This is a genomic window from Micromonospora violae, assembly GCF_004217135.1.
GTDB lineage: Bacteria > Actinomycetota > Actinomycetes > Mycobacteriales > Micromonosporaceae > Micromonospora > Micromonospora violae.
Window position 1 is genome coordinate 4,436,811 of sequence record NZ_SHKK01000001.1, and the last position, 20,928, is coordinate 4,457,738.

At 71.9% G+C, this 20,928-nt stretch carries 19 protein-coding genes; 8 read left to right on the forward strand and 11 right to left on the reverse strand.

Going from position 1 to position 20,928, the window contains the following annotated elements; translation table 11 throughout:
- Positions 1 to 23 precede the first annotated feature (23 nt).
- Complete coding sequence (xylB, locus tag EV382_RS19695; RefSeq protein WP_130403982.1) at positions 24 to 1,451, reverse strand: xylulokinase; 1,428 nt, start codon at positions 1,449 to 1,451, stop codon at positions 24 to 26.
- A gap of 9 nt (positions 1,452 to 1,460) precedes the next feature.
- The gene (gene xylA / locus EV382_RS19700) at positions 1,461 to 2,648 is read right to left on the reverse strand and encodes a xylose isomerase (protein WP_130403984.1); all 1,188 of its coding nucleotides are present in this window, start codon (positions 2,646 to 2,648) and stop codon (positions 1,461 to 1,463) included.
- Positions 2,649 to 2,726: 78 nt separating this feature from the next.
- On the opposite strand from xylA, the gene EV382_RS19705 reads away from it, so the two are divergent.
- Together EV382_RS19705 and EV382_RS19710 are read left to right on the forward strand one after the other, a co-directional pair.
- Entirely contained in the window at positions 2,727 to 3,965 is a 1,239-nt protein-coding gene (locus tag EV382_RS19705; protein ID WP_208758455.1) for an ROK family transcriptional regulator, read from the forward strand.
- A 67-nt stretch (positions 3,966 to 4,032) separates the two neighbouring features.
- Entirely contained in the window at positions 4,033 to 4,458 is a 426-nt protein-coding gene (locus EV382_RS19710; protein WP_244236763.1) for a PP2C family protein-serine/threonine phosphatase, read from the forward strand.
- Between the two features lie 28 nt (positions 4,459 to 4,486).
- Here the strand turns inward: EV382_RS19710 and EV382_RS19715 are convergent, their stop codons facing one another.
- On the reverse strand, positions 4,487 to 5,113 hold the full coding sequence (locus tag EV382_RS19715; RefSeq protein WP_130403988.1) for a MarR family winged helix-turn-helix transcriptional regulator: 627 nt from the start codon (positions 5,111 to 5,113) through the stop codon (positions 4,487 to 4,489).
- A gap of 96 nt (positions 5,114 to 5,209) precedes the next feature.
- Here EV382_RS19715 and EV382_RS19720 point away from each other — a divergent pair, with 96 nt between their 5' ends.
- Positions 5,210 to 6,340 (forward strand): PP2C family protein-serine/threonine phosphatase, encoded by a 1,131-nt coding sequence (locus tag EV382_RS19720; protein ID WP_130403990.1) that lies wholly within the window; start codon positions 5,210 to 5,212, stop codon positions 6,338 to 6,340.
- A 7-nt stretch (positions 6,341 to 6,347) separates the two neighbouring features.
- Here the strand turns inward: EV382_RS19720 and EV382_RS19725 are convergent, their stop codons facing one another.
- From EV382_RS19725 to EV382_RS19760, 8 genes are all read right to left on the reverse strand, one after another.
- Positions 6,348 to 7,829: a sugar transferase gene (locus EV382_RS19725; RefSeq protein WP_130403992.1), complete on the reverse strand. Its 1,482-nt coding sequence runs from the start codon at positions 7,827 to 7,829 to the stop codon at positions 6,348 to 6,350.
- A 216-nt stretch (positions 7,830 to 8,045) separates the two neighbouring features.
- On the reverse strand, positions 8,046 to 9,803 hold the full coding sequence (locus EV382_RS19730; protein WP_130403994.1) for a substrate-binding domain-containing protein: 1,758 nt from the start codon (positions 9,801 to 9,803) through the stop codon (positions 8,046 to 8,048).
- A gap of 157 nt (positions 9,804 to 9,960) precedes the next feature.
- The gene (locus EV382_RS19735; protein WP_208758456.1) at positions 9,961 to 10,998 is read right to left on the reverse strand and encodes a lactonase family protein; all 1,038 of its coding nucleotides are present in this window, start codon (positions 10,996 to 10,998) and stop codon (positions 9,961 to 9,963) included.
- An 87-nt stretch (positions 10,999 to 11,085) separates the two neighbouring features.
- A complete protein-coding gene (locus EV382_RS19740) occupies positions 11,086 to 11,688 on the reverse strand; it encodes a GTP-binding protein (RefSeq protein ID WP_130403998.1) in 603 nt (200 codons plus the stop codon).
- Positions 11,669 to 12,055: a DUF742 domain-containing protein gene (locus tag EV382_RS19745; protein WP_130404000.1), complete on the reverse strand. Its 387-nt coding sequence runs from the start codon at positions 12,053 to 12,055 to the stop codon at positions 11,669 to 11,671. Before EV382_RS19745 ends, EV382_RS19740 begins: the two co-directional genes overlap by 20 nt.
- Positions 12,045 to 12,467, reverse strand: a complete 423-nt coding sequence (locus EV382_RS19750; RefSeq protein WP_130404002.1) for a roadblock/LC7 domain-containing protein — start codon at positions 12,465 to 12,467, stop codon at positions 12,045 to 12,047. Before EV382_RS19750 ends, EV382_RS19745 begins: the two co-directional genes overlap by 11 nt.
- Positions 12,467 to 14,842, reverse strand: a complete 2,376-nt coding sequence (locus tag EV382_RS19755) for a sensor histidine kinase (RefSeq protein WP_130404004.1) — start codon at positions 14,840 to 14,842, stop codon at positions 12,467 to 12,469. Before EV382_RS19755 ends, EV382_RS19750 begins: the two co-directional genes overlap by 1 nt.
- A 226-nt stretch (positions 14,843 to 15,068) precedes the next feature.
- Positions 15,069 to 16,556 (reverse strand): catalase, encoded by a 1,488-nt coding sequence (locus EV382_RS19760; RefSeq protein WP_130404006.1) that lies wholly within the window; start codon positions 16,554 to 16,556, stop codon positions 15,069 to 15,071.
- Positions 16,557 to 16,691: 135 nt separating this feature from the next.
- Between EV382_RS19760 and EV382_RS19765 the strand changes: the two genes are divergently transcribed.
- The 5 genes from EV382_RS19765 (at position 16,692) to EV382_RS19785 (ending at position 20,885) form a co-directional block, all read left to right on the forward strand.
- Positions 16,692 to 17,285: a hypothetical protein gene (locus tag EV382_RS19765; protein ID WP_130409017.1), complete on the forward strand. Its 594-nt coding sequence runs from the start codon at positions 16,692 to 16,694 to the stop codon at positions 17,283 to 17,285.
- Positions 17,286 to 17,296: 11 nt separating this feature from the next.
- A complete protein-coding gene (locus EV382_RS19770; RefSeq protein ID WP_130404008.1) occupies positions 17,297 to 18,259 on the forward strand; it encodes a hypothetical protein in 963 nt (320 codons plus the stop codon).
- A 127-nt stretch (positions 18,260 to 18,386) separates the two neighbouring features.
- A complete protein-coding gene (locus EV382_RS19775; RefSeq protein WP_130404010.1) occupies positions 18,387 to 20,045 on the forward strand; it encodes a sodium:solute symporter family protein in 1,659 nt (552 codons plus the stop codon).
- Between the two features lie 16 nt (positions 20,046 to 20,061).
- Positions 20,062 to 20,370 (forward strand): hypothetical protein, encoded by a 309-nt coding sequence (locus tag EV382_RS19780; protein WP_130404012.1) that lies wholly within the window; start codon positions 20,062 to 20,064, stop codon positions 20,368 to 20,370.
- 128 nt (positions 20,371 to 20,498) lie between these two features.
- Positions 20,499 to 20,885, forward strand: a complete 387-nt coding sequence (locus EV382_RS19785) for a hypothetical protein (RefSeq protein WP_130404014.1) — start codon at positions 20,499 to 20,501, stop codon at positions 20,883 to 20,885.
- The last annotated feature ends 43 nt before the right edge of the window (positions 20,886 to 20,928 follow it).

The window sequence follows — 20,928 nt, forward strand, 5'->3', positions numbered from 1 at the left end:
CCCACCCGTGTCGATCCCGACGCTCAGCGCCGGTCGAGCACCAGACCACGTGCCGCGGCGTACTGGTCGCGGACGGCGGGGACGGCTGCCGCCGCGTACTCCTCGGTGCCCTCCACGGCCCAGGCCGGCGGCGCGTCGCCACCGAGGGCGACCCAGGCGGCCTGCCGGGCGGCGCCGTCGGCGACGTATTCCCCGGCTGGTGGGACGACGACCGGGCAGCCGAAGACCTGCGGGGCGATCTGACGCACCGCGGCCGACCGGGCCCCGCCGCCGACCAGGATGACCCGGCGGACGGTGGCACCCTGCGCGGTCAACGCGTCCAGGCCGTCGGCGAGCGCGCAGAGCATGCCCTCCACGGCGGCCCGGGCCAGGTGCGCGGGGGTCGACGTGCGCAGGGTCAGACCGTGCACCGCGCCGGTGGCGAGCGGTCGGTTCGGCGTCCGCTCACCCTCCAGGTAAGGCACCATGACCAGCCCGTCCGCCCCAGCCGGCGCGGAGAGCGCCAGCTCTGCCAGCTCGTCCAGGTTGACGCCGAGCATCGCGGCGGCGGCGTCCAGCACCCGGGCCGCGTTGAGCGTGCAGACCAGGGGCAGGAAACGGCCGGACGCGTCGGCGAAGCCCGCGACGGCGCCGCTCTGGTCGGCGGCCGGCACGTCGGCGATGCTGAACACGGTGCCGGAGGTGCCGATCGACACGACCACGTCACCCGGGCCGGCACCGACACCCAGCGCGGCGGCAGCGTTGTCCCCGGTGCCCGCGCCGAGCAGCGCACCACCCGGCCCGCCCAGCCCGTCGGCGAGCTTCCCCGCCGACTCGGCCGGACCGAGCACCTCAGGCACCACCAGGCGCCGACCGAAGCCCCGCTCCAGCAGGTCCAGTCGGTACTCGCCGGTCGCCGGTGACCAGTAACCCGTGCCGCTGGCGTCGCCCCGGTCGGTACGCAGCGCGCCCAACCCGGGTGCGCCGGCCAGCCGCCAGGTCAGCCAGTCGTGGGGCAGGCAGACGGCGGCCACCCGGGCGGCCAGCTCCGGCTCGTGCCGGGCCAGCCACCGCAGTTTGGTGATGGTGAAGCTGGCCACCGGAACGCTGCCGGTGGCGTCGGCCCAGAACCGGCTCCCGACCGAGCCGCCGCCGGCCTCCTCGATGAGGTCGGCGGCGGCGTCGGCGGATCGGGTGTCGTTCCACAGCAGCGCCGGGCGGACCACCCGGCCGTCCTCGTCGAGACACACCATGCCGTGCTGCTGGCCGGCGACGGAGATCGCCGCCACGTCGGCCAGCCCGCCGGCCTGGTCGGCGGCGCTGCGCAGCGCCTGCCACCAGGCTTCCGGGTCGACCTCCGTGCCGTCCGGGTGCGGTGCCCGGCCCTGCCGCAGCAGAGCGCCGGTCTCCGCGTCCCGGATCACCACCTTGCAGGACTGCGTGGACGAGTCAACGCCTGCGACCAACGGCATGGCGGGGCCTCAGCGCGCGCCGAGCAGGTGCTCGACGGCGAGCTGGTTGAGCCGGACGAAGGCGAAGCCCCGGGCGGCCACCGCGTCGACGTCGACATCCTCGAACGCGGACCGGTCGGCCAGGAACTCCTCGTAGCCCTCGCCATCGCCGAGCGTCGGCGTGCTCAGCTCGCCGACCTTGCTGGCGGCCAGCGCCTCGATCACCTCGGGGTCGGCGCGGAACGCCGCCGCGCGCTCCTTGAGCAGCAGGTAGGTGCTCATGTTGGCCGCCGCGGAGGCCCACACCCCGTCCATGTCCTCAGTGCGCGACGGCTTGTAGTCGAAGTGCCGCGGCCCGTCGTAGGTCGGCCCGCCGTTGGGGCCACCGTTCTCGAGGAGATCCACCAGGGCGAACGCGTTCATCAGGTCACCGTGGCCGAAGACCAGGTCCTGGTCGTACTTGATGCCGCGCTGACCGTTGAGGTCCAGGTGGAACAGCTTGCCCTGCCAGAGCGCCTGGGCGATGCCGTGGGCGTAGTTGAGCCCGGCCATCTGCTCGTGCCCGACCTCCGGGTTGAGGCCGACCATCTCCGGGTGCTCGAGCTGGGAGATGAAGCCGAGCGCGTGCCCGATGGTCGGCAGCAGGATGTCGCCGCGCGGCTCGTTGGGCTTGGGCTCCAGGGCGAACCGCAGGTTGTAGCCCTTGTCGATGGCGTACTGGGTGAGCAGGTTGACCGCCTCGCGGTAGCGGTCCAGGGCGGCCTGGACGTCCTTGGCGAGGTCGTACTCGGAGCCCTCGCGGCCACCCCACATCACGAAGGTGCTCGCGCCCAGCTCGGCGGCCAGGTCGACCTGGCGCAGCACCTTGCGCAGGGCGAAGCGGCGGACGTCGCGGTCGTTGCTGGTGAAGCCGCCGTCCTTGAAGATCGGGTGGGTGAAGAGGTTGGTGGTGACCATCGGCACCACGAGCCCGGTCTCGTCGAGGGCCTTGCGGAACCGGGCGATGTGCTGGTCCCGGGTGGCGGCGTCGGCCCCGAACGGGATCAGGTCGTCGTCGTGGAAGGTGATGCCGTACGCGCCCAGCTCGGCGAGCCGGTGCACCGCCTCGACCGCGTCGAGCTCGGGGCGGGTGGCGTCACCGAACGGGTCACGGGCCTGCCAGCCGACGGTCCAGAGCCCGAAGGAGAACTTGTCGGCGGGGGTGGGACGGGGTGCCATGAGCGACCTCCGGGGTGGTGTTGTCCGCTATTTGTTCAGCGATTGAATTATTTGCCCACCCTATGGCACTGTCAAGGGGTGAGCCTCACCCACGCCCCGGCCGGCGCAGCCCGTCAGGGCAGTCTGCGCGAGCTCAACCTCGCCCTGGTCCTCGGCCGGATCGCCGCAGCCGACCGACCTCCCTCCCGGGCCGACCTGGCGACCGCCACCGGCCTGACCAGAGCCACCGTATCCGCGGTGGTCGAGGACCTGCTCGCCGGACAACTGGTCAGCGAGTCCGACCCGGCACCCCGCTCGGGTGCCGGCCGCCCGGCGCGCGGGCTGGTCCTGGCCGATCAGGGGCCCGCCGGGCTCGGCCTCGAGGTCAACGTCGACTACCTGGCGGTCTGCGTGGTGGATCTCGCCGGCCAGGTCCGGCACCGCACGGTGCACCGGGCCGACCTACGCCCGGTGGCCCCCGCCGACGCCCTGGCCCGCCTGGTCGAGATGGCCGGCGCGGCCCGCGACGACGCCGCCCGAGACGGCCTCACCCTGGCCGGCGCCGCGCTCGCGGTGCCCGGTCTGGTGGACGACGCCGGGGTGGTCCGGCTCGCGCCGAACCTCGGCTGGCACGACGTGCCGGTGCCCGCGCTGCTCGCCGAACACCCTCCGCTGATCGAGCAGGTGCCCGGCGTGCCCGCGTTGATGGTGGACAACGAGGCCAACCTCGCCGCGCTCGGTGAGCTGCACTCCCAGCCACCCGGCCCGACCAGCTTTCTGCACATCTCCGGTGAGGTGGGCATCGGTGCCGGCATCGTGCTGGACGGCGCGCTGTTTCGCGGCGTACGCGGGTGGAGCGGCGAGATCGGGCACCTCCCGGTGCACCCCGAGGGCCGTCCGTGCCGCTGCGGAGGGCAGGGTTGCCTGGAGCAGTACGCCGGCCAGGAGGCAATCGTGTCCGCCGCCGGGCTGGCCCGGGCGGAGCTTCCCGCGGACACCGCGACGGCCCGGCTGGCCGAGTTGGCCGAGGCCGGCGACGCCGACGCGCTGCGGGCGTTGCACGACGCCGGAACGGCACTCGGCGTGGCGGTGGCCGGTGTCGTCAACCTGCTCGACCTGGACACCGTGGTGCTCGGTGGCGGTTACGCGGCGCTCGCACCCTGGCTGTGCCCCCCGGTCCTCGCCGAGATCAGCGCCCGGGTGCTCACCGCGGCCTGGTCGCCGGTCACGGTCCGGCCCTCGACCCTCGGCGCGGAGGCCGCCGCGGTGGGCGCCGCCGGTTCGGTGGCCCGCCGGATCGTCGCCCAGCCCGCCGGCTGGTTGGCGCGCTCCAGCTGATCGCCACCGGCGTCGGCGCCTGCTGTCGGGGCGGATCGGTACCCTTGCTGCCAGGCAACGATCCCCGGTGAGGAGTCGAGAGTCAGCATGTGCACACGTCGTCAGACGCGAGCCGGCGTCGGGCGGTGACCGTGACCCGCCAGCCCGGCACCCCGCGCCACTGCTGGTCACCGCCGACGGCACGGTCACCCCGGTCCCGGTCGGTGGCATGCCGGTGGGGGCGCTGACCGCCGCACGGTTCGCCGAGACCCGGGTGCACCCCGATCCGGGCGACCTGCTGCTCGCGTACACCGATGGGGTGACCGGGGCGCGCGGCCCGCGCGACGCGGCGATGTTCGGTGAGGCGCGGCTGCGTGCCGCGTTGGTGGCGGCGGCCGGGCAACCGCCGGCGGCGCTGATCGACCGGGTGCTCCGGGCGGTCGACGACTGGCTGGACGGGCAGGCCCACGACGACATCGCGATGCTGGCCGTGGGCGCGTCGGCACCGCCCTGACCGGCGGGCGGAGGCCCGGCCGGCGTGATCAGGCGGTACGCGCCACCGGCGGGTCGCCGGCCGGCCATTCCCGGGTGGTGCCGACCGATCGCTCCGGGCCGCCCGACGCACCCGTCCACACCGCTCGGGTCTGCCGGCCCGACTCGACCGACCAGTCCCCCGACTCTCCGCCGGGCCGGTCCGGACCGTCCGGCCAGTGCCCCGGGCCCGTCGACTCGCCCGGCGTCGACGCGTTGCGCGCCTGCTGGCGGCGGGCGGTCTCGTCGAACTCCCGCATCCCGCCCAGCAGCGCGTCGCGGCCCTCCGGGCTCATCCCGGCCAGCACGGCGGCGAGTTGGGCCTGGCGGTCGGCCCGCAGGTCGGCGAGGAGCCGGCGGGCCTCCGGGGTGAGGTGCAGCGAGATCTCCCGGCGGTCGAAGCGGCCCGGCTCGCGCTCCAACATGCCGGCGGCGACCAGCCGGTCGCAGAGGCGGCTGGCGGAGCTGAGCAGCATGTCGAGTCGGGTGGCGAGCCGACGCAGGTTGATCCCGTCGGACTGCTCCACCACCATCACCGCCCGCAACTGTGCGCCGGAGACCCGGTTGGCGGTCCCCTCCCGGGCAGACTCCCAGATGCCCAGCAGGGCAGCGGCTGCCGCGTCCAGCGTGGCAGCCATACTCGTCTCAGGGTCCGTCGGACCGTTCAGTTCGGCCATGGTGGCCCGAGACTACTCCGAACCCACTGGTGGTCGAGCTTTGCGCGAGGAGCGAGGATGAGCGAACCGGTCAATCAGGCACGACGCGCCCTGAACGAGGCACCAGCTGACCGGCTCGTCGGTGGTGTCGGGGAGGTGCTCGCCCGGTCGTACGGCATCACCGACGTCGAGCTATACCAGGTCGACTATCGGCTCGCGGAGCTGCTGCCCCTCACCGAGGGTGATTCGATCACGAACCCCGGGCACCCGGCCTGGCGCGCCTTCGACCACCAGTCGCCGATACTGATCGATGGGGCCGCCTGGATCCCGGTCACCATGCGTGGCGAACGCCGAGGGGTGCTGCGCCTGTCTCCCGTGCCGGACGACCGGGAGGCTCTCACCGCGCTGGCTGAGGTCGCCACCGCGCTCGCCCACGAGGTGGCGGCGGTCTCCGCTGGCACCGACGTCTATCGGGCGGCCCGGCGCAGCCAACGTCTCACCCTGGCCGCCGAGATGCAGTGGGACCTGCTCCCCGGGCGCAGCCGGATCCGTCCGTCGTTCAGCCTGGCCGGGCAGTTGGAGCCGGCGTACGCGGTGCGCGGCGACAGCTTCGACTGGTCCGACGACGGGGAACGGCTCTGGTTGTCCACCATCAACGGCACCGGTGAGGGCGTGGCCGCCTCCCTGCTCACCTCGCTGGGCACCCACGCGCTGCGCAACGCGCGTCGGGCCGGGCTGGGCCTGGCCGACCAGGCCGCCCTCGCCGATCAGGCAATCTACGACCTGTACCGGGGCGAGCAGCACCTCTCCGCGTTGCTGATGGAGTTGGACCTGCGCTCCGGGATGATGACCGTGGTGGACGCCGGGTCGCCCCGGCTGGTTCTGCTTCGCGACGGGGAGGTCACCGAGCAGCCCCTGGAGGCGCAGTTCCCGCTGGGCATGTTCGAGGCGACCGACTACCACGAGCAGAGGTTCCCGCTGGAGCGCGGCGACCGCGTCTTCGTGGTCAGCGACGGGGTGGTGGACGCCACCAGCCAGCAGGCGCGCTACGGCGAGACGGCGCTGGACCGGTTCCTGCGGCGGACCGGGCCGATGGCACCCCTGGACGCCGTCCGGTCGCTGATCGGTGATCTGCGCGCGTTCGTGGCCGGTGACCTGGTCGACGACGCGGTGGTTGTCTGCCTGGACTGGACCGGCCCGCAACCGTGACCGGCGGTCAGTACGCTCCGCGACCGTTCAGCACCGCGCCGAAGGTCTTCCACAGAATGGTGAGGTCGGCGGCGAGGGACCAGTTCTCCACGTAGTAGAGGTCGAGCCGGATGCCGTCCTCCCAGCTCAGGTCAGAGCGGCCACTGACCTGCCACAGGCCGGTCATACCCGGCTTGACCAGTAGCCGCCGGGCCACGTCGCCGTCGTAGCGGGCCACCTCCGACGGCAGCGGCGGGCGCGGCCCGACCAGGCTCATCTGACCCAGCAGGACGTTCACCAGCTGCGGCAGCTCATCCAGGGACCATTTGCGCAGGAGCCGGCCGACGCGGGTCACCCGCGGGTCCTGGCGCATCTTGAACATCAGGCCGTCGGTCTCGTTACGCGCGGCCAACTCGGCGAGCAGCGCGTCCGCGTTCACCACCATGGTGCGGAACTTGAACACGCCGAACTCCTGCCCGCCCCGGCCGACCCGGACCTGCCGGAACAGCACCGGGCCTCGGCTGTCCAGTTTGATGGCCAGGGCGATGATGGCGATCAGCGGCAGCAGCATCGCCAGCGCCAGCGACGAGACGGACCTGTCGACGAGACCTTTGACCAGCTTGCGGGCTCCGCGGAACTCGGGTGCCTCGACGTGGATCAGCGGCAGGCCGGCGACCGGGCGGGTGTGGATCCGCGGGCCGGCGACGTCGGTCAGCGCGGGTGCGACGACCAGGTCGACGCCGGTCCCCTCCAACTGCCAGCCGAGGCGGCGCAGCCGGGTCGCGGTCAGCTCGCCGGAGGCGGTCACCGCGACCGTGTCCGCGCCGATCGCGGTGGCGGCCTCCGGGATGCCCCGGAACGAGCCCACCACCGGCACGTCGCCCAGCCGCTGTGCCACCGGCGCGAGCAGCGCGTCCGGGATGCAGGCGCCCACCACCTGGTAGCCGGCGTACGGCTCGCGCCGCAGTGTGTGGACCAACTCCAGCACGTGGGCGGTGTCGCCGACCACCAGCACCTTGCGGGACCAGCCGGCGCCGAGCGAGCGGGCCCGGTGCAGCCGCTTGCGGGCGGCGAAACGGGCCACCTCCAGCCCGACGGTGCCCACCGCGAAGGAGATGCCCAGGAAACCCCGGGAGACGCCGACGTCGGCGATGTAACCGATGATGGCGATCGCCCCGGCCAACCGCAGGCTGGCCGAGCTGACCCGCCGGTACTCGTCCGCGCCGTAGCCGATCACCCGGTCGTCGTAGCAGCCGAGCGCCTTGAGCGAGATCAGCCAGGCCAGCACCAGGCCCGGGGCGACGAGCACGTACGGGATCTCCGAGCCGGTCGGCTCACCTTCACCGAAACGGGCGACGTACCCGATCAGCAGCGCGATGATGAGGATGCTGGTGTCCAGCACGACCAGGACCCGGACGTAGGACCGTTCGTCGGCGCGCGCCACCAGCCCGGTGCGTCGACCGTCCGGCTCCGCCGACGTGGCGGGGGTCAAGAGTGTCGCCACGCTCACCGGCCCTCCCCCTCTGTACAGGATGGCCCCGGCCGACGGGTCGGACCGTAGGCGGACCGACCATGCCGGAACAGTCGACATCCTGCCTTGACAACTATGACCGCCGATTGCTTCCGACGTATTGCCGTCACTTTTCTTCAACAACTCGGTGGCCGCAAAGGGGCCTGCCACACCGAATCGACGGTCGGGCAGACCCCTCGACGTTTGAGCGTCGGGTCAGCGGGGCGCTGGGGGGCGTCGCGCGATGGCGCTGAGGAAGATGCTGCCGATCTCGCTCGGGTCCTTGGTGACGAAGACGTCCCCACCGGTCACCTTGGTGATCGACTCCAGCTCCGCCTTGCTGACGCCCTCACCGATACCGATCATGATGACCTGGACCGGCCGCTCCGGGTCGGCGAGCTGCTTGAGCTTGCCGAGCAGCTGCTGCTGGGTGAGGCCGTTGTCGTCCTCGTTCTTGCCGTCGGTGAACAGCACGATCGAGTTGACCCGGCCGGGCTGCCAGTTTTCCTGCACCGCCTGGTACGCGGCCAGCGTGGTGTCGTAGAGGCCGGTGTCGCCGCTGGAGGGCTTGATGGTGGCGAGCGCGCCCTCCAACTGGCCTCGCTGACTGGACAGCGGGCCGATGGGCACCAGCTCCCGGTAGTCCCGGCTGCCGACCAGCTTGGTGGAGAAGGTCCACAGACCGATCGACCAGGAGTCGTCGAAGAGGCCGAGGCCGCGGCGGGCCGCGTCGACGGTGACCTCCTCCCGACTGCGGTTGTTGGCGCTCGGCACCTCGTCCTTCATCGAGCCGGAGACGTCGATGACGGCCAGCATCCGACCGGACTGGGTGGCGATGGACCAACTGGAGACGACCCGCTGGATGGCGGCCGGGTCCAGGCCACCCGCCGCGGTGCCGCCGTTCGCCGGCGCGGTGGGCGCGCCACCGGACGGGCTCGGCGCACCCTGCGGCGCTTTGAAGCCCTCACCCCAGTTGCCGTCTGGCGCACGCAGCGACTGCGCGGCGAGCCGGTCCCGGAAGGAAGGGCTGGTGAGCAGCTCGAACAGCACCCGGGCCGCCGACGCCTTGCTCGGCTCGATGCCGGGCAGCACCGCGTACGGGTAGTCCAGCGGCATCGGCGCCGGCTCCATGTAGAGCGCGGCGAGCGGCACCGGCGGCTTCTTGCTGTTGAAGGCGATCACGTCTTCTTCGGACAGGGCCGCCGCACCGAGAGCACTGGCGATGGAGGTCGCGTCGTTGGCTGTCGGGAAGCGGGCCAGCAGGTCGTTGCGGAGCGAGGAGCGCCCGGTGGCCAGTGCGCGCAGCGCGCCGACGGTGTTGCGCTGGGCGTTGCCACCAGCGCCGTTGGCGGCTGCGGTCAACGAGAGCAGTCCGGAGAGACCGGCCGCGTCGCGAGTCGGCTCGACGATCCCGGTCCGCAGCGGCGTGCCCGGGTTGTTGACCAGCTTGAGCAGGTCGGTCCAGTTGAACTTCTTGTCCGGCCAACCCAGCCGGAGGGCGGTCGGCTCGGGCATCGCGACGACGATCGGGCTACGTGCGATGGACGCCCCGTTGGTCGGGGCGAACGCGGTCGCGTCCTTCTTCAACCGCAGCAGCCAGGTCGAGGAGTCGGGCACCCAGACGTCCGGGCTGACGGCGGTGCCACTGGCCTGCCCCACACCGGCCAGCACCGCGCCGTGCTTGGCCGCCACCACGGCCGCCACGTCGACCGGGTCGGACGCGGAGACGTCGACCCGGATGCAGGTCGGGCCTACCGCCGCGCCGTCCTTGACCCACTGGGACGCGGCGGCGTCCACTGCCGGCGCGAGTTCGGAGGCGACCGCCACGGCAAGGCGGATCTCCCCCGAGCAGCTGGGTTGGATCAACTCCCGATAGCCGAACCACGCGCCGGTCGTGACGACGAGCACCCCGGCCGTTGCGGCGGCGGCGGCTAGGTGGAGTTTCGAACGCATGCGATGGCGGCCTGCTGACACGGTGACCATCTTGCGTACTAGGTGCGGTCTCTGCCACATCCGTTCGGCCTAAAGTTACGGAGGAGAAACAGTTGCCCCCCTTTTTACAACACAGAGTGACGGAGCAGCCTCGTGGCGTCGTCAAACGAGGGTCAACCTCATGTCCGCACTGTGGAGTTCAGGGCAGCACGCACGTCGGGCTCGGCACCGGCACCGGCTCGCCGACCGCGTCCAGGACGCCGGTGTCGGCGTCGCGCCGGAACACCCGCACCATGTCCGCCCGCTCGTCGGCGACGTAGAGGTGCGCCCCGATCAGGGCGAAGTGCCGGGGCCACTCGCCGCCGGTGTCCACTTCGGTCACCAGTTCCGGCAACGCCCCGGCCAGGGTGAAGACCGCCACGGTCCCCACCCCACGGTTGGCGACGTAGAGGAACCGGCCGTCCGGGGCGACCGCGACCTCCGAGGGTTGGACGTGACCGGTCCGCCCGCTCGCCTCGACCCGCCCGCGTTGGTGCAACGCGCCGTCGTCGGTCAGGTCATAGGCGGTGACCGAGGCGTCCAGCTCACCGACGAGGTAGCAGCGCCGTCCGTCCGGGTGTCGGGCCAGGTGCCGGGGGCCGGTGCCGGGCGTGGTACGAATCCGCGGCGCACGCGGCACCAGTCGTCCGGTCGCGTCGTCCAGGTCGTAGCGGTAGACCGAGTCGGTGCCGAGATCCACGGCGAAGACCGGCCCCCGACCCGCTCCCGGCGAGACCATGTGCGCGTGGGCGTGGTCCTGGCGTTCCGGGTCGGGCCCGTGCCCCTCGTGCACCACCAGGTCGGTGCGCTCGCCGGGCACCCCCCGCGGGTCGAGCGGAAAGACCGCGATGCTGCCGCTGCCGTAGTTGGCCGCCAGCAGGTGACCGCCGCCGGGCAGCACCGCCAGGTGGCAGGGCTCCGCGCCGCCGGTCGGTTGGCTGCCGAGCGGGTCCAACGCGCCGTCCGCCCCGACCTGCCAGGCGCTGACCTCCCCGTCCGTCAGCTCGTTGACCGCGTAGAGCACCGGCTCGCTGGGGTGCCGCGCCAGGAAGGAGGGGGACGGCGTGGCCGCCACCGTGCCGAGCGGGGTCAGCGCCCCGGTCCGCGGGTCGCGGTGCGCCGCGACGATGCCGCTGCCCCGTCCACCGCTCTGCGCGGTGTAGCCCCCGATGTGGACGACCTCGCCCTGACCGCTCACGTCCAACTCCTCCGCCGGCATCCTCCGTTGATCCAACCAGAGGCTGCCCGCGTTGCCGGCCCGTTAACCAGCTTTTCGGCCCGGTTCTCAGGCCGCCGGCACCGGCTCGCCGCGCTGCCGGGCGACGTGCTCCACCAGAGAGATCAACACCATCTTCCCGGACTGCCGGTCCCGGGCGTCGCAGAGCACCATCGGCACGTCCGGGTCCAGGTCGAGCGCTCGACGTACGGTCTCCAGGTTGAACCGGCGGGAGTCGTCGAAACAGTTCACGCCCACCACGAACGGGATGCCGCGCTGCTCGAAGTAGTCGATGGAGGGGAAGCAGTCGGCCAGTCGCCGGGTGTCGGCGAGCACCACCGCACCGAGCGCGCCGAAGGCCAGCTCGTCCCAGAGGAACCAGAACCGGTCCTGACCCGGTGTGCCGAACAGGTAGACCTGCAGGTCGTCGTTGATGGTGATCCGGCCGAAGTCCATCGCCACCGTGGTGGTGGACTTGCCCTCCACGCCGGAGATGTCGTCGGTGCCGATCCCGGCACCGGTCAACACCTCCTCGGTCTGCAACGGACGAACCTCACTCAGGGCGCTCACCAACGTCGTCTTGCCAGCCCCGAAGCCTCCCGCGATGAGGATCTTCAGGGCCAGCGGGATGGTGGTGCTGGTGCGCACCTGGTCATAGCGCACGGAGTCCACTGACCACCGCCTTGAGGATGTCGTCGTCGGGAAGGATGCCGGCGGTCGGCGGCTCGTGCACCGTGACCAGTCCCTCGGCGAGGAGATCACCGAGCAGGACCCGGACCACGCCGACCGCGAGGTCCAGCTCGGCGGCCAGTTCGGCCACCGACACCGGCTGACGGGCCAACGCGACCAGCCGTCGGTGCTCCGGCAGCACGTGCGGATGGCTTGCCGCATCGCCGGCGGCGGCCAACACGAATGCGACCAGGTTGAAACCGTCGACGGCGGAGCGTACCCGGCCGCCGGTGAGCGTGTACGGGCGCATCACCGGGCCGGCGTCACCGTCGAGCCACTCATGCTGCGGCCCGGGCGGCTCAGTCCGCATCTCCGGCACCCGCTGCCGATCGGGCCGGCGCGGCGAGGCTCTCCCCCACCCGGATCACCAGCATGGCCATCTCGTACGCGACCAGCCCGATGTCCGCGTCGGCGTCGCTCACCACGGCCAGGCTGGCGCCCTGCCCGGCGGCGGTGACGAAGAGGTACGCCGACTCCATCTCCACCACGGTCTGCCGGACCGGGCCGCCGTCCACATGCTGGCTGGCCCCTCGGGCGAGGCTGGAGAAGCCGGCGGCGAGCGCACAGAGGTGTTCGGCGTCGGAGCGCTCCAGCTCGGTCGAACGGCCGAGCAGCAGGCCGTCGGCGGAGAGCACCACCGCCTGCCGGGCGGCCGGTACCCGTTGCACCAGTTCGTCGAGCAACCAGTCGAGGCCGGCGCTCTGCTTCGTCGAATGCCGCACTAGGCGTCCCTCTCAGTCGCGGTCGGGGGTTCGGGGGTCGGCGGCGGGTCGGTGGTGGCCGGCGGGGCCGCCGGACCGGTCGGCGCGGTCGGCGCTTTCGGGGTGATGGCGGTGGCGCGTCCGCGCGCCGTGCCGGCCTGTAGCGCCGCCATCACCTGACGGACCTCCTCCGGCGAGCGGGGCGACGGCGTGTCGGTGGCGGTCGAGCGGGGTTGGGCGGCGGGGGTACGACGTCGCACCCGCTGGGGCAGGCCATCCAGCTCGTCGTCCGGCTCGTCGGGGGTCGCCGCCCCGCCGTCGCGCCCCACGGCAGGCGGGGTGGCCGAGGTCGGCGCTCCGGCGGGTGGGGCGGGCGGGGCGGTGCTGGCGGAGGGGGCCGTCGGCGGGCGGGTACGCGGGCGGGTGACCGCGCCCCGACGCGCCGTCCGCGCCAGCCGCCGGCTCGGGTCCGCCGACGCGGCACCGAGCGTGGCAGGGTCCGGGCCGGCCGGTGGTTCGGTGGTGACCAGGTCACTGGGGACCAGCACCACGGCGGTCACGCCGCCCTCCCCGGCGGAACGCAACCGCACCCGTACGCCGTGCCGGGCCGCCAACCGGGCCACCACGAACAGTCCGAGTCGGGCGCTCTGCGCCGGGTCGAACTCGGGCGAGCTGGCCAGCCGGGTGTTGGCGGTCTCCAGCGCCGTCTCGGACATGCCCAGCCCCTGGTCGGTGATCTCCAGGGCGTACCCGTTGGCCACCTGCGCCCCGGTGACGGTGACCCGGGTGTCCGGCGGGGAGAAGGCGGTGGCGTTTTCGACCAGCTCGGCGAGCAGGTGGATGACGTCGCCGACCGCCCGCCCCAGCACGCCGGCCGGTTGCACGGTGGTGATGTCCACCCGTTCGTACGCCTCGACCTCGGAGATCGCGCCGCGGATCAGGTCGACCATCGCGACCGGGTTCCGCCAACCCCGGCCCGGCGCGGAGCCGGCGAGGATGACCAGGTCCTCGGCGTGCCGGCGGAGCCGGGTGGCCAGGTGGTCGACCTGGAACAGCTCGGCCAGTTCGTCCGGGTCCTCGCTGCGGCGTTCCATCCGGTCCAGCAGGTGCAGCTGACGATGCACCAGGCTCTGGCTCCGCCGGGCGATGTTGAGGAAGACCTCGTTGAGCCCGCGGCGCAGGGTGACCTCGTCCACCGCGGCCTGGACGGCGGTGCGCTGCACCTCGGTGAAGGCGCGCCCGACCTCGCCGATCTCGTCGTGGCCGTACTCCAGCGGCGGCGCTTCCCGGGCGACGTCGACCTGCTCGCCCCGGCGCAGCCGGGTCACCACGTCGGGCAGCCGGTGCTCGGCCAGTTCCAGCGCGGCGGTGCGGACGCTGCTGAGCCGTCGGGCCAGGGTACGGCCGACCCGCAGCGCCACCAGCACCGAGACGACAACGGCGACGAGCCCGAGCACGCCGGCGGCGGCGAGCCGCACCAGGATGCGGACCGCCATCGGCACCGAGCGGTCGGTGAGAGCGTCGGCCTCGGACAGCTCGAAGTCCCGCAACTGCTGCTGCACCGCGTCCTGGCTGGCCTGCCAGGACGCCGCGTCGACCGCCGGCCGACCGGACCGGTCGGGTACGACGAGCGCGTCCTGCATCCGACTCAGCCGGGTGAACGCCTCGCCCTCGGTCAACCGTTGGTACGCGAGCCGACTGCTCTCGGGCAGGTCCGCCACGGCGTTCTCGGTGAGCCACCGTTGGTTGCCGATGGCCTGGACGAGCTGGGTGTGTTCCCCTTCGGCGAACCGTCCGGCGGTCAGCGCGCCGGCCAGCAGCGCGTCGGCCTGACCGAGCAGTTCCCGGGAGCGGCCCAGCGCGGTGAGCGCCAGCGCCTGCCGGTTGAGGTCCGGGTCGGTCAGGGTGGCCATTCCGGCGAACGCCTGGAAGGCGGCGGAGACCATGCCGCTGTAGAGGCCGATCGCGCCGGCCCGGTCCACCTTGCGGTCGTCGATGAACGTCCGTCCGCTGGGTAGCGCCGCCAGGGCGGTGATCAGCTGGTCGATCCGGGTTTCCAGCAGGTCGTCAGCGGCGTCGCGCAAGGCTTCGGAGTCCACCCGGCGGCGCAGTTCGGCGATCGCCCGATCGGTGCGCCCGCGCTGTTCGGCGAGGGCGGGCAGCTCGGTGCTGCCGGCGAGCTGCACCACCGAGAGCCGGCGCTCCCGTTGCAGCTCGGTGACGACCGTCTCGCCGGGCCGACCCAGGTCGTACAGGAGGGTGCGGGCGGAGAGCAGGTTCAGGGCCGGACCGAAGGTCAGTGTGGTCGCGAAGATCCACAGTGCCAGCAGCGCGGTCACTGGTGCGACGACCAACGCGGTCAGCTTCGAGCGGATCGGCCAGTCGCGGGTTTTCATCAGACCTCGCCCGTACAGGGTGGCAGGAGGGGCGCCGGCACCGCCGGGCAACGCGCCGGCCGGCTGCGCGCCCGGCCGTTCGCCGGGCACCGGCGCGGGCGCCTTGGGCAGGATACGTAATCGTCGGCGGTTGCACTACCGCCCGTCGCGCCCACATCGACGCTCCGGGATGTGCGGAGGGTGGGAATGGCGAATGCCCCGGCGGGGCGTTCGTGGGCGGCGAGGATCACGAGTGGTCGGCGATGCCGAGGCCTTCGGCGACCCGCCGACCGTAGCCGTCGTCGCACTGGCTGAAGTGCCAGACCATCTTCTCCTGGATCTGCTTGTCGCACTGGCCCAACAGGTTGACCAGGTTCTTCACCAGGTCGTCGCGTTCCCACTGGGGCATGGTGCGGAAACGCTCACCGGCCTGGGCGTAGTTGTTCTGCCGGTCGATCGGGGCTCGGATGACCTGACCGGAGACGAACGGCCGGTACTCCCGGTACGACTCGTCGGCCTGGTCGAGACCGGCCACCGAGGACGGCTCGAAGGTGATGTGCGGGTTGCCGGCCCGGTTGTCCACCCGGTAGGACATCGGGCCACCGTCCTGGTTGGTGTTGACCGGGACGTCCTCACGCGGCGCGTTGATCGGCAGTTGGAGGTAGTTCGGGCCGACCCGGTAGCGCTGGGTGTCCGAGTAGGAGAACGTCCGCCCGACCAGCATCTTGTCGTCGGAGAAGTCCAGCCCGTCGACGAGCACGCCGGCGCCGAAGGCGATCTGCTCGTTCTCGTTGTGGACGTTGCTCACGTTGCGGTTGAGCGTCATCATGCCGACCGGGCGCAGCGGGAACGCGTCCTGCGGCCAGGTCTTGGTGTCGTCCAGGGGGTCGAAGTCCAGTTCCGGGTGCTCGTCGTCGCCCATGATCTGGACGCACAGCTCCCACCGGGGGCACTCGCCGCGCTGGATGGCCTCGTAGAGGTCCTTGGAGGCGTGCCCCAACTCGGTCGCCTGGATGGCCGCGGCCTGCTCCTCGGTCAACGACTCGACGCCCTGCTGCGACACCCAGTGGTACTTGACCAGCACGCCCTCGCCGGCGGCGTTGACCATCCGGTAGGTGTTCACGCCGAAGCCGTCCTGCGTCCGGTAGTTGGCCGGGATGCCGCGTGGGCTGAACAGCCAGGTCAGCATGTGCATCGACTCGGGGGTGTTGGACATGAAGTCGAAGATCCGGTTCGGCTCCTGACGGAAGGTCACCGGGTCCGGCTTCAGCGCGTGGATGACGTCCGGGAACTTGATCGCGTCCCGGATGAAGAAGACCGGCAGGTTGTTGCCGACCAGGTCCCAGTTGCCGTCCTCGGTGCGGAACTTCACCGCGAAGCCACGCGGGTCGCGGGTGGCCTCGGAGGAGTCCCGACCACCGATGACGGTGGAGAAACGTACGCTCAGCGGCGTCTTTGCGCCCTTGACCTGGAACAGCTTGGCCCGGGTGTACGTCGCGGCCGGCTCGTCGCCGATGGTCCCGTACGCCTCGAACTCGCCGTGGGCGACGAAACCCCGCGCATGCACCACACGCTCCGGGATCCGCTCCCGGTCGAAGTGACTGATCTTCTCCAGGAAGTGGTAGTTCTCCAGCGTGGCCGGGCCGCGCGAGCCAACCGTCCGCTGCTGCTGGTTGTTGTGCACGGGGTGACCCTGCCGGGTGGTGAGGATCGACTTACCGGTCTGTGGGTGCATCACCCCACCCAATCGCCCTGTCTGGAATGAGTCAAGTTTCGGCGGGCCCACAAGTGCGGCCGGTCAGGAAAGTGCCTCGGATCGGGATTGGCGATCACTGCGCGGAGGGAATAGCAGATGACGAAGGAGGAGCCCATGTCGCCCACGCAGATCATCGTCATCGTGCTCGTCGTGCTGGTGATTGCCGCGGCGCTGGCCGTGGCCGCCCGCTCACTCAACAACCGTCGCGCGCTGCGCAACCGGTTCGGCCCGGAGTACGACCGGGTGGTGGCGGAACAGGACAGCAGGTCCGCCGCGGAGCGCGAACTGCGCGACCGGGAACGCCGGCACGCCGAGCTGACGCTCACCCCGTTGAGCCCGGAGTCCCGGGCCCGCTACACCGCCGCCTGGGAGGAACTCCAGGTCCGTTTCATCGACTCCCCCGGCGAGACCGTGGGCGACGCGGACGAACTGGTCACCCGACTCATCGAGGAGCAGGGCTACCCGACCGGTGACTTCTCCGACCAGATCGCCCACCTCTCCGTCGAGCACGCCCGCACGTTGACCAACTACCGGGACGCGCACGAGATCCACCTGCGCAACTCCCGGGGCGAGGCCGACACCGAGGAGCTGCGGCAGGCGGTCGTGCACTACCGCGCGCTCTTCGCCGATCTGCTCGGCGAGGAGCCGGTCGGCCACCGCACACCCGAACAGCGCCATCACCCGGACCACGACGCCACGAGCCGCTGAGGAGGCCACCGATGCGCCAGGAAGAGCAGCAGGTGAGCAACGACCACCCGGAGGCAGTTCGGTCCGCGCCCGTGCCGGTACCTCCGGCCAGCGACCGGGCCGGCCGCTCCGACGTCCCGGAGGACGCCCTCGACGAGCGGGGCACCTTCGACGAGCAGGCCGCCGACGACTCCGACCCGCGCCACCGGCGCGACGACCGGTCCACCGACGAGGGCGATTTCCACGAGCCGGGGCCGTTGCCCACGACGTTCGGCGCCACCACGGTGGCCGACGCGGTGGCCGCCTCGGCGCTGGCCAGCCCACGCCCACAGGACCAGCCCGACCCCCGGGCCGAGCGGACCGCTCAGCCGGGCGACGGCGCCGAGGACGGCGAGCGGGAAGGTCTGCGCGCCGACCCCACCGCCGAACTGCACCGCCGCGACACGGACCTCGACGACGACAGCGCCGACCTCGACGACCGCACCGACGCGGACACGTCGGCACGGACCGTCGTCGCGCCGGGCAGCACGGACGGCGGCCCCGAGCGGCGCAGCGATCTGAGCGGCGATCGGGACGCCGCCACCGCGGGCGCGGCGGGCTACGGCAGCGCGACGCCGGAGATGGTCGACCCGGACGCGGACGGCGAACCGGTCGCCGGCGACGACACCAGCCCCACGTTGGAGTCCGCCGGAACACACCGACCCGCCGGGTCGACCGTCGCCGCCGAGCCGGCCACGCTCCTCGACCCGGACACCGCGCAGGGCTTCCGGGACCGCTGGCGGGACGTGCAGCTGCGCTTCGTCGACGACCCGCAGGCGGCGGCCGGTGAAGCGCAGTCGCTGGTGGAGGAGGCCATCCAGGCCCTCTCCTCGGCGCTGGCGGCGCAGAAGACCACGCTGGGCGGGTGGCAGGACGCCGGCTCGGCCGACACCGAGCAACTGCGGATGGCGGTCCGCAACTACCGGGACTTCCTGGACCGCGTACTCGGTCGCTGAGTCACCGATCAGAAAAGGCGCCCCGGCCACACGGCCGGGGCGCCTTTTCGCAGGAGTGAAACCGTGCGTACGGGGTAATAGGGCGCGCGCACGCCAACCAGTGCGAACGTCGACGAGAGGTGACGGGATGGACGGCGAGGGCCTTCGGCTCAACATGAATGGCCTGGACTACCTGATCCTGGCGCTGTACTTCGTCACCGTCCTCGGGGTCGGCTTCGCCGCGCGCCGCGCGATCCGGACCAGCGTCGACTTCTTCCTCTCCGGCCGATCCCTGCCCGCCTGGGTGACCGGTCTCGCCTTCGTCTCGGCGAACCTGGGCGCGTTGGAAATCATCGGAATGGCCGCGAACGGGGCCCAGTACGGCGTCATGACGGTCCACTACTACTGGATCGGCGCGGTCCCGGCGATGGTCTTCCTGGGCATCGTGATGATGCCCTTCTACTACGGCTCCAAGGTCCGCAGCGTGCCGGAATACCTGCGGCTGCGGTTCAACCGCCCCACCCACCTGCTCAACGCGCTCAGCTTCGCCGTCGCCCAGGTGCTGATCGCCGGGGTGAACCTCTACGCGCTGGCCCTCGTCATGCAGGCGCTGCTCGGTTGGCCGCTGTGGACGGCGATCGTGGTCGGTGCGGCGATCGTGCTGGCGTACATCACCATCGGCGGCCTGTCCGGGGCCATCTACAACGAGGTGCTCCAGTTCTTCGTCATCCTCGCCGGCCTCATCCCGGTCACCGTGATCGGCCTGGTGAAGGTCGGCGGGTGGAACGGTCTGATGGACGCCGTCCGCGACTCCAAGCTCGGTGAGGCGGGCCTGCACGCGTGGCAGGACACCGGCAGCACGGCGAACCCGCTGGGCGCGCACTGGATCGGCATCGTCTTCGGCCTGGGCTTCGTGCTGTCGTTCGGCTACTGGACGACGAACTTCGCCGAGGTGCAGCGCGCCCTCTCCGCGAAGAACATGAGCGCCGCCCGACGTACGCCGATCATCGCCGCGTACCCGAAGCTGTTCATCCCCCTGGTCACGGTCATCCCCGGCCTGGTCGCCCTGGTCACGGTGAAGGGGCTCGGCGCGGAGAGCGGCGACCTGCAGTACAACAACGCCATTCCGCTGCTGATGCGCGACCTGCTCCCCAACGGCGTGCTCGGGGTGGCGGTCACCGGTCTGCTCGCCTCGTTCATGGCCGGCATGGCGGCCAACGTGAGCGGTTTCAACACCGTCTTCACCTACGACATCTGGCAGGCGTACGTCCGGCGGGACCGGTCGGACGAGTACTACCTGCGGGTCGGTCGGTGGGCGACGGTCGCGGCCGTGGTGGTCGGCATCGGCACCGCGTTCATCGCAGCCGGCTTCAGCAACATCATGAACTACATCCAGGCGCTCTTCTCCGTCTTCAACGCGCCGCTGTTCGCCACGTTCATCGTCGGCATGTTCTGGAAGCGGATGACCGCCCTGGCCGGCTTCTGGTCGCTGCTGCTGGGGACCCTGGTGTCGCTGAGCCTCTACCTGCTCTACAAGGGCGGCGTGGTCGACTTCAACTCCGACCTGGAGGAGAGCTTCTGGGGTGCCGGTCTCGCGTTCGTCACGGCGGTGGTGGTCGCCGCGATCATCACCCCGCTCACCGCCCCCAAGCGGGACGAGGAGCTGCGCGGACTGGTGTACGGCATGGGCGGCGTCGACCTGAAGGGCGACGTGCTCGCCGGGGACGCCGCCTGGTACCGCTCCCCGGTGCTGCTCGGTCTGATCGCGGTCGCGCTGGCCGCCCTCTTCTACATCCCGGTCTTCTGAGGAAAGGAGTCGGCAGATGAGCAACGACGGCCAGCCGGCACAGGACCCACTGATCGACGAGACGCAGGAGGCGCAGCGGCGCTCCGCCGCGGCCCGGCTGTTCGACATCCGCCGGGTGATCGGTGGCCTCTTCGTCGCGTACGGGATCATCGTGACGCTGATCGGCATCTTCGACAGCCGGGCCGAGATCGACAAGGCCGAAGGCGTCCGGATCAACCTCTGGGCCGGGCTGGTGATGCTCGTGTTCGGCCTGCTCATGCTGCTCTGGCAGTGGCTGCGCCCGGCGGAACCGCCGGCCCCCAACGAGCAGCAGCCCGACAGCTGACCGTCCGACTCGACGAGCAGGTCCTGTGCACGGCCCGGTGGTTGACCGCCGGGCCGTGCGGCATGAGCGCGGCACAAGGGGGTACGCGAGGGACAGCAGGCACCGTGTCGGACCCAGGAGGCAGCACCATGACCGATCGCGAACGCCAGCCGCCGTTGGAGGAGAGCCCCGAGGTGGCGTCGGCGGTGGATGATGACGCCACCGTGCCGCAGCTGCGGACCGGGGGCGGCCCCGACCGGGACACGCCGGGCTTCGCCGAGCCCCGCGGCCGACCCGCCGACCTGGCACCGGACACCGACGAGCTGATCGGCGATCCGTACGCCGCCGGCACCGGGGCGACCGGGACGGGCACCGGCGCGGGTGGGGACAACATCCGCACCGGCGGCGAACAGCCCTGGGAACCGGAGGACCTGGTGATGGCCCGCGGTCAGGACCTGACCCCGGAGAACCTGGACAAGGCCCGCCGTGACCTGGCCGAGCAGGGTCGGGCCGCGATCGAACGCACGGTGCCCTGATCGGGCCCCGAAAGGGGGGTCCCCGACCCGACCTGTGACGGTC

Coding starts and splice junctions, on each gene's coding strand:
- xylB (WP_130403982.1), bottom strand. CDS start 1,451: ATGCCGTTGGTCGCAGGCGTTGACTCGTCCACGCAGTCCTGCAAGGTG.
- xylA (WP_130403984.1), bottom strand. CDS start 2,648: ATGGCACCCCGTCCCACCCCCGCCGACAAGTTCTCCTTCGGGCTCTGG.
- EV382_RS19715 (WP_130403988.1), bottom strand. CDS start 5,113: ATGGCTGCCACGCTGGACGCGGCAGCCGCTGCCCTGCTGGGCATCTGG.
- EV382_RS19720 (WP_130403990.1), top strand. CDS start 5,210: ATGAGCGAACCGGTCAATCAGGCACGACGCGCCCTGAACGAGGCACCA.
- EV382_RS19745 (WP_130404000.1), bottom strand. CDS start 12,055: ATGCGGACTGAGCCGCCCGGGCCGCAGCATGAGTGGCTCGACGGTGAC.
- EV382_RS19755 (WP_130404004.1), bottom strand. CDS start 14,842: ATGAAAACCCGCGACTGGCCGATCCGCTCGAAGCTGACCGCGTTGGTC.
- EV382_RS19760 (WP_130404006.1), bottom strand. CDS start 16,556: ATGCACCCACAGACCGGTAAGTCGATCCTCACCACCCGGCAGGGTCAC.
- EV382_RS19765 (WP_130409017.1), top strand. CDS start 16,692: ATGTCGCCCACGCAGATCATCGTCATCGTGCTCGTCGTGCTGGTGATT.
- EV382_RS19770 (WP_130404008.1), top strand. CDS start 17,297: ATGCGCCAGGAAGAGCAGCAGGTGAGCAACGACCACCCGGAGGCAGTT.
- EV382_RS19775 (WP_130404010.1), top strand. CDS start 18,387: ATGGACGGCGAGGGCCTTCGGCTCAACATGAATGGCCTGGACTACCTG.
- EV382_RS19780 (WP_130404012.1), top strand. CDS start 20,062: ATGAGCAACGACGGCCAGCCGGCACAGGACCCACTGATCGACGAGACG.
- EV382_RS19785 (WP_130404014.1), top strand. CDS start 20,499: ATGACCGATCGCGAACGCCAGCCGCCGTTGGAGGAGAGCCCCGAGGTG.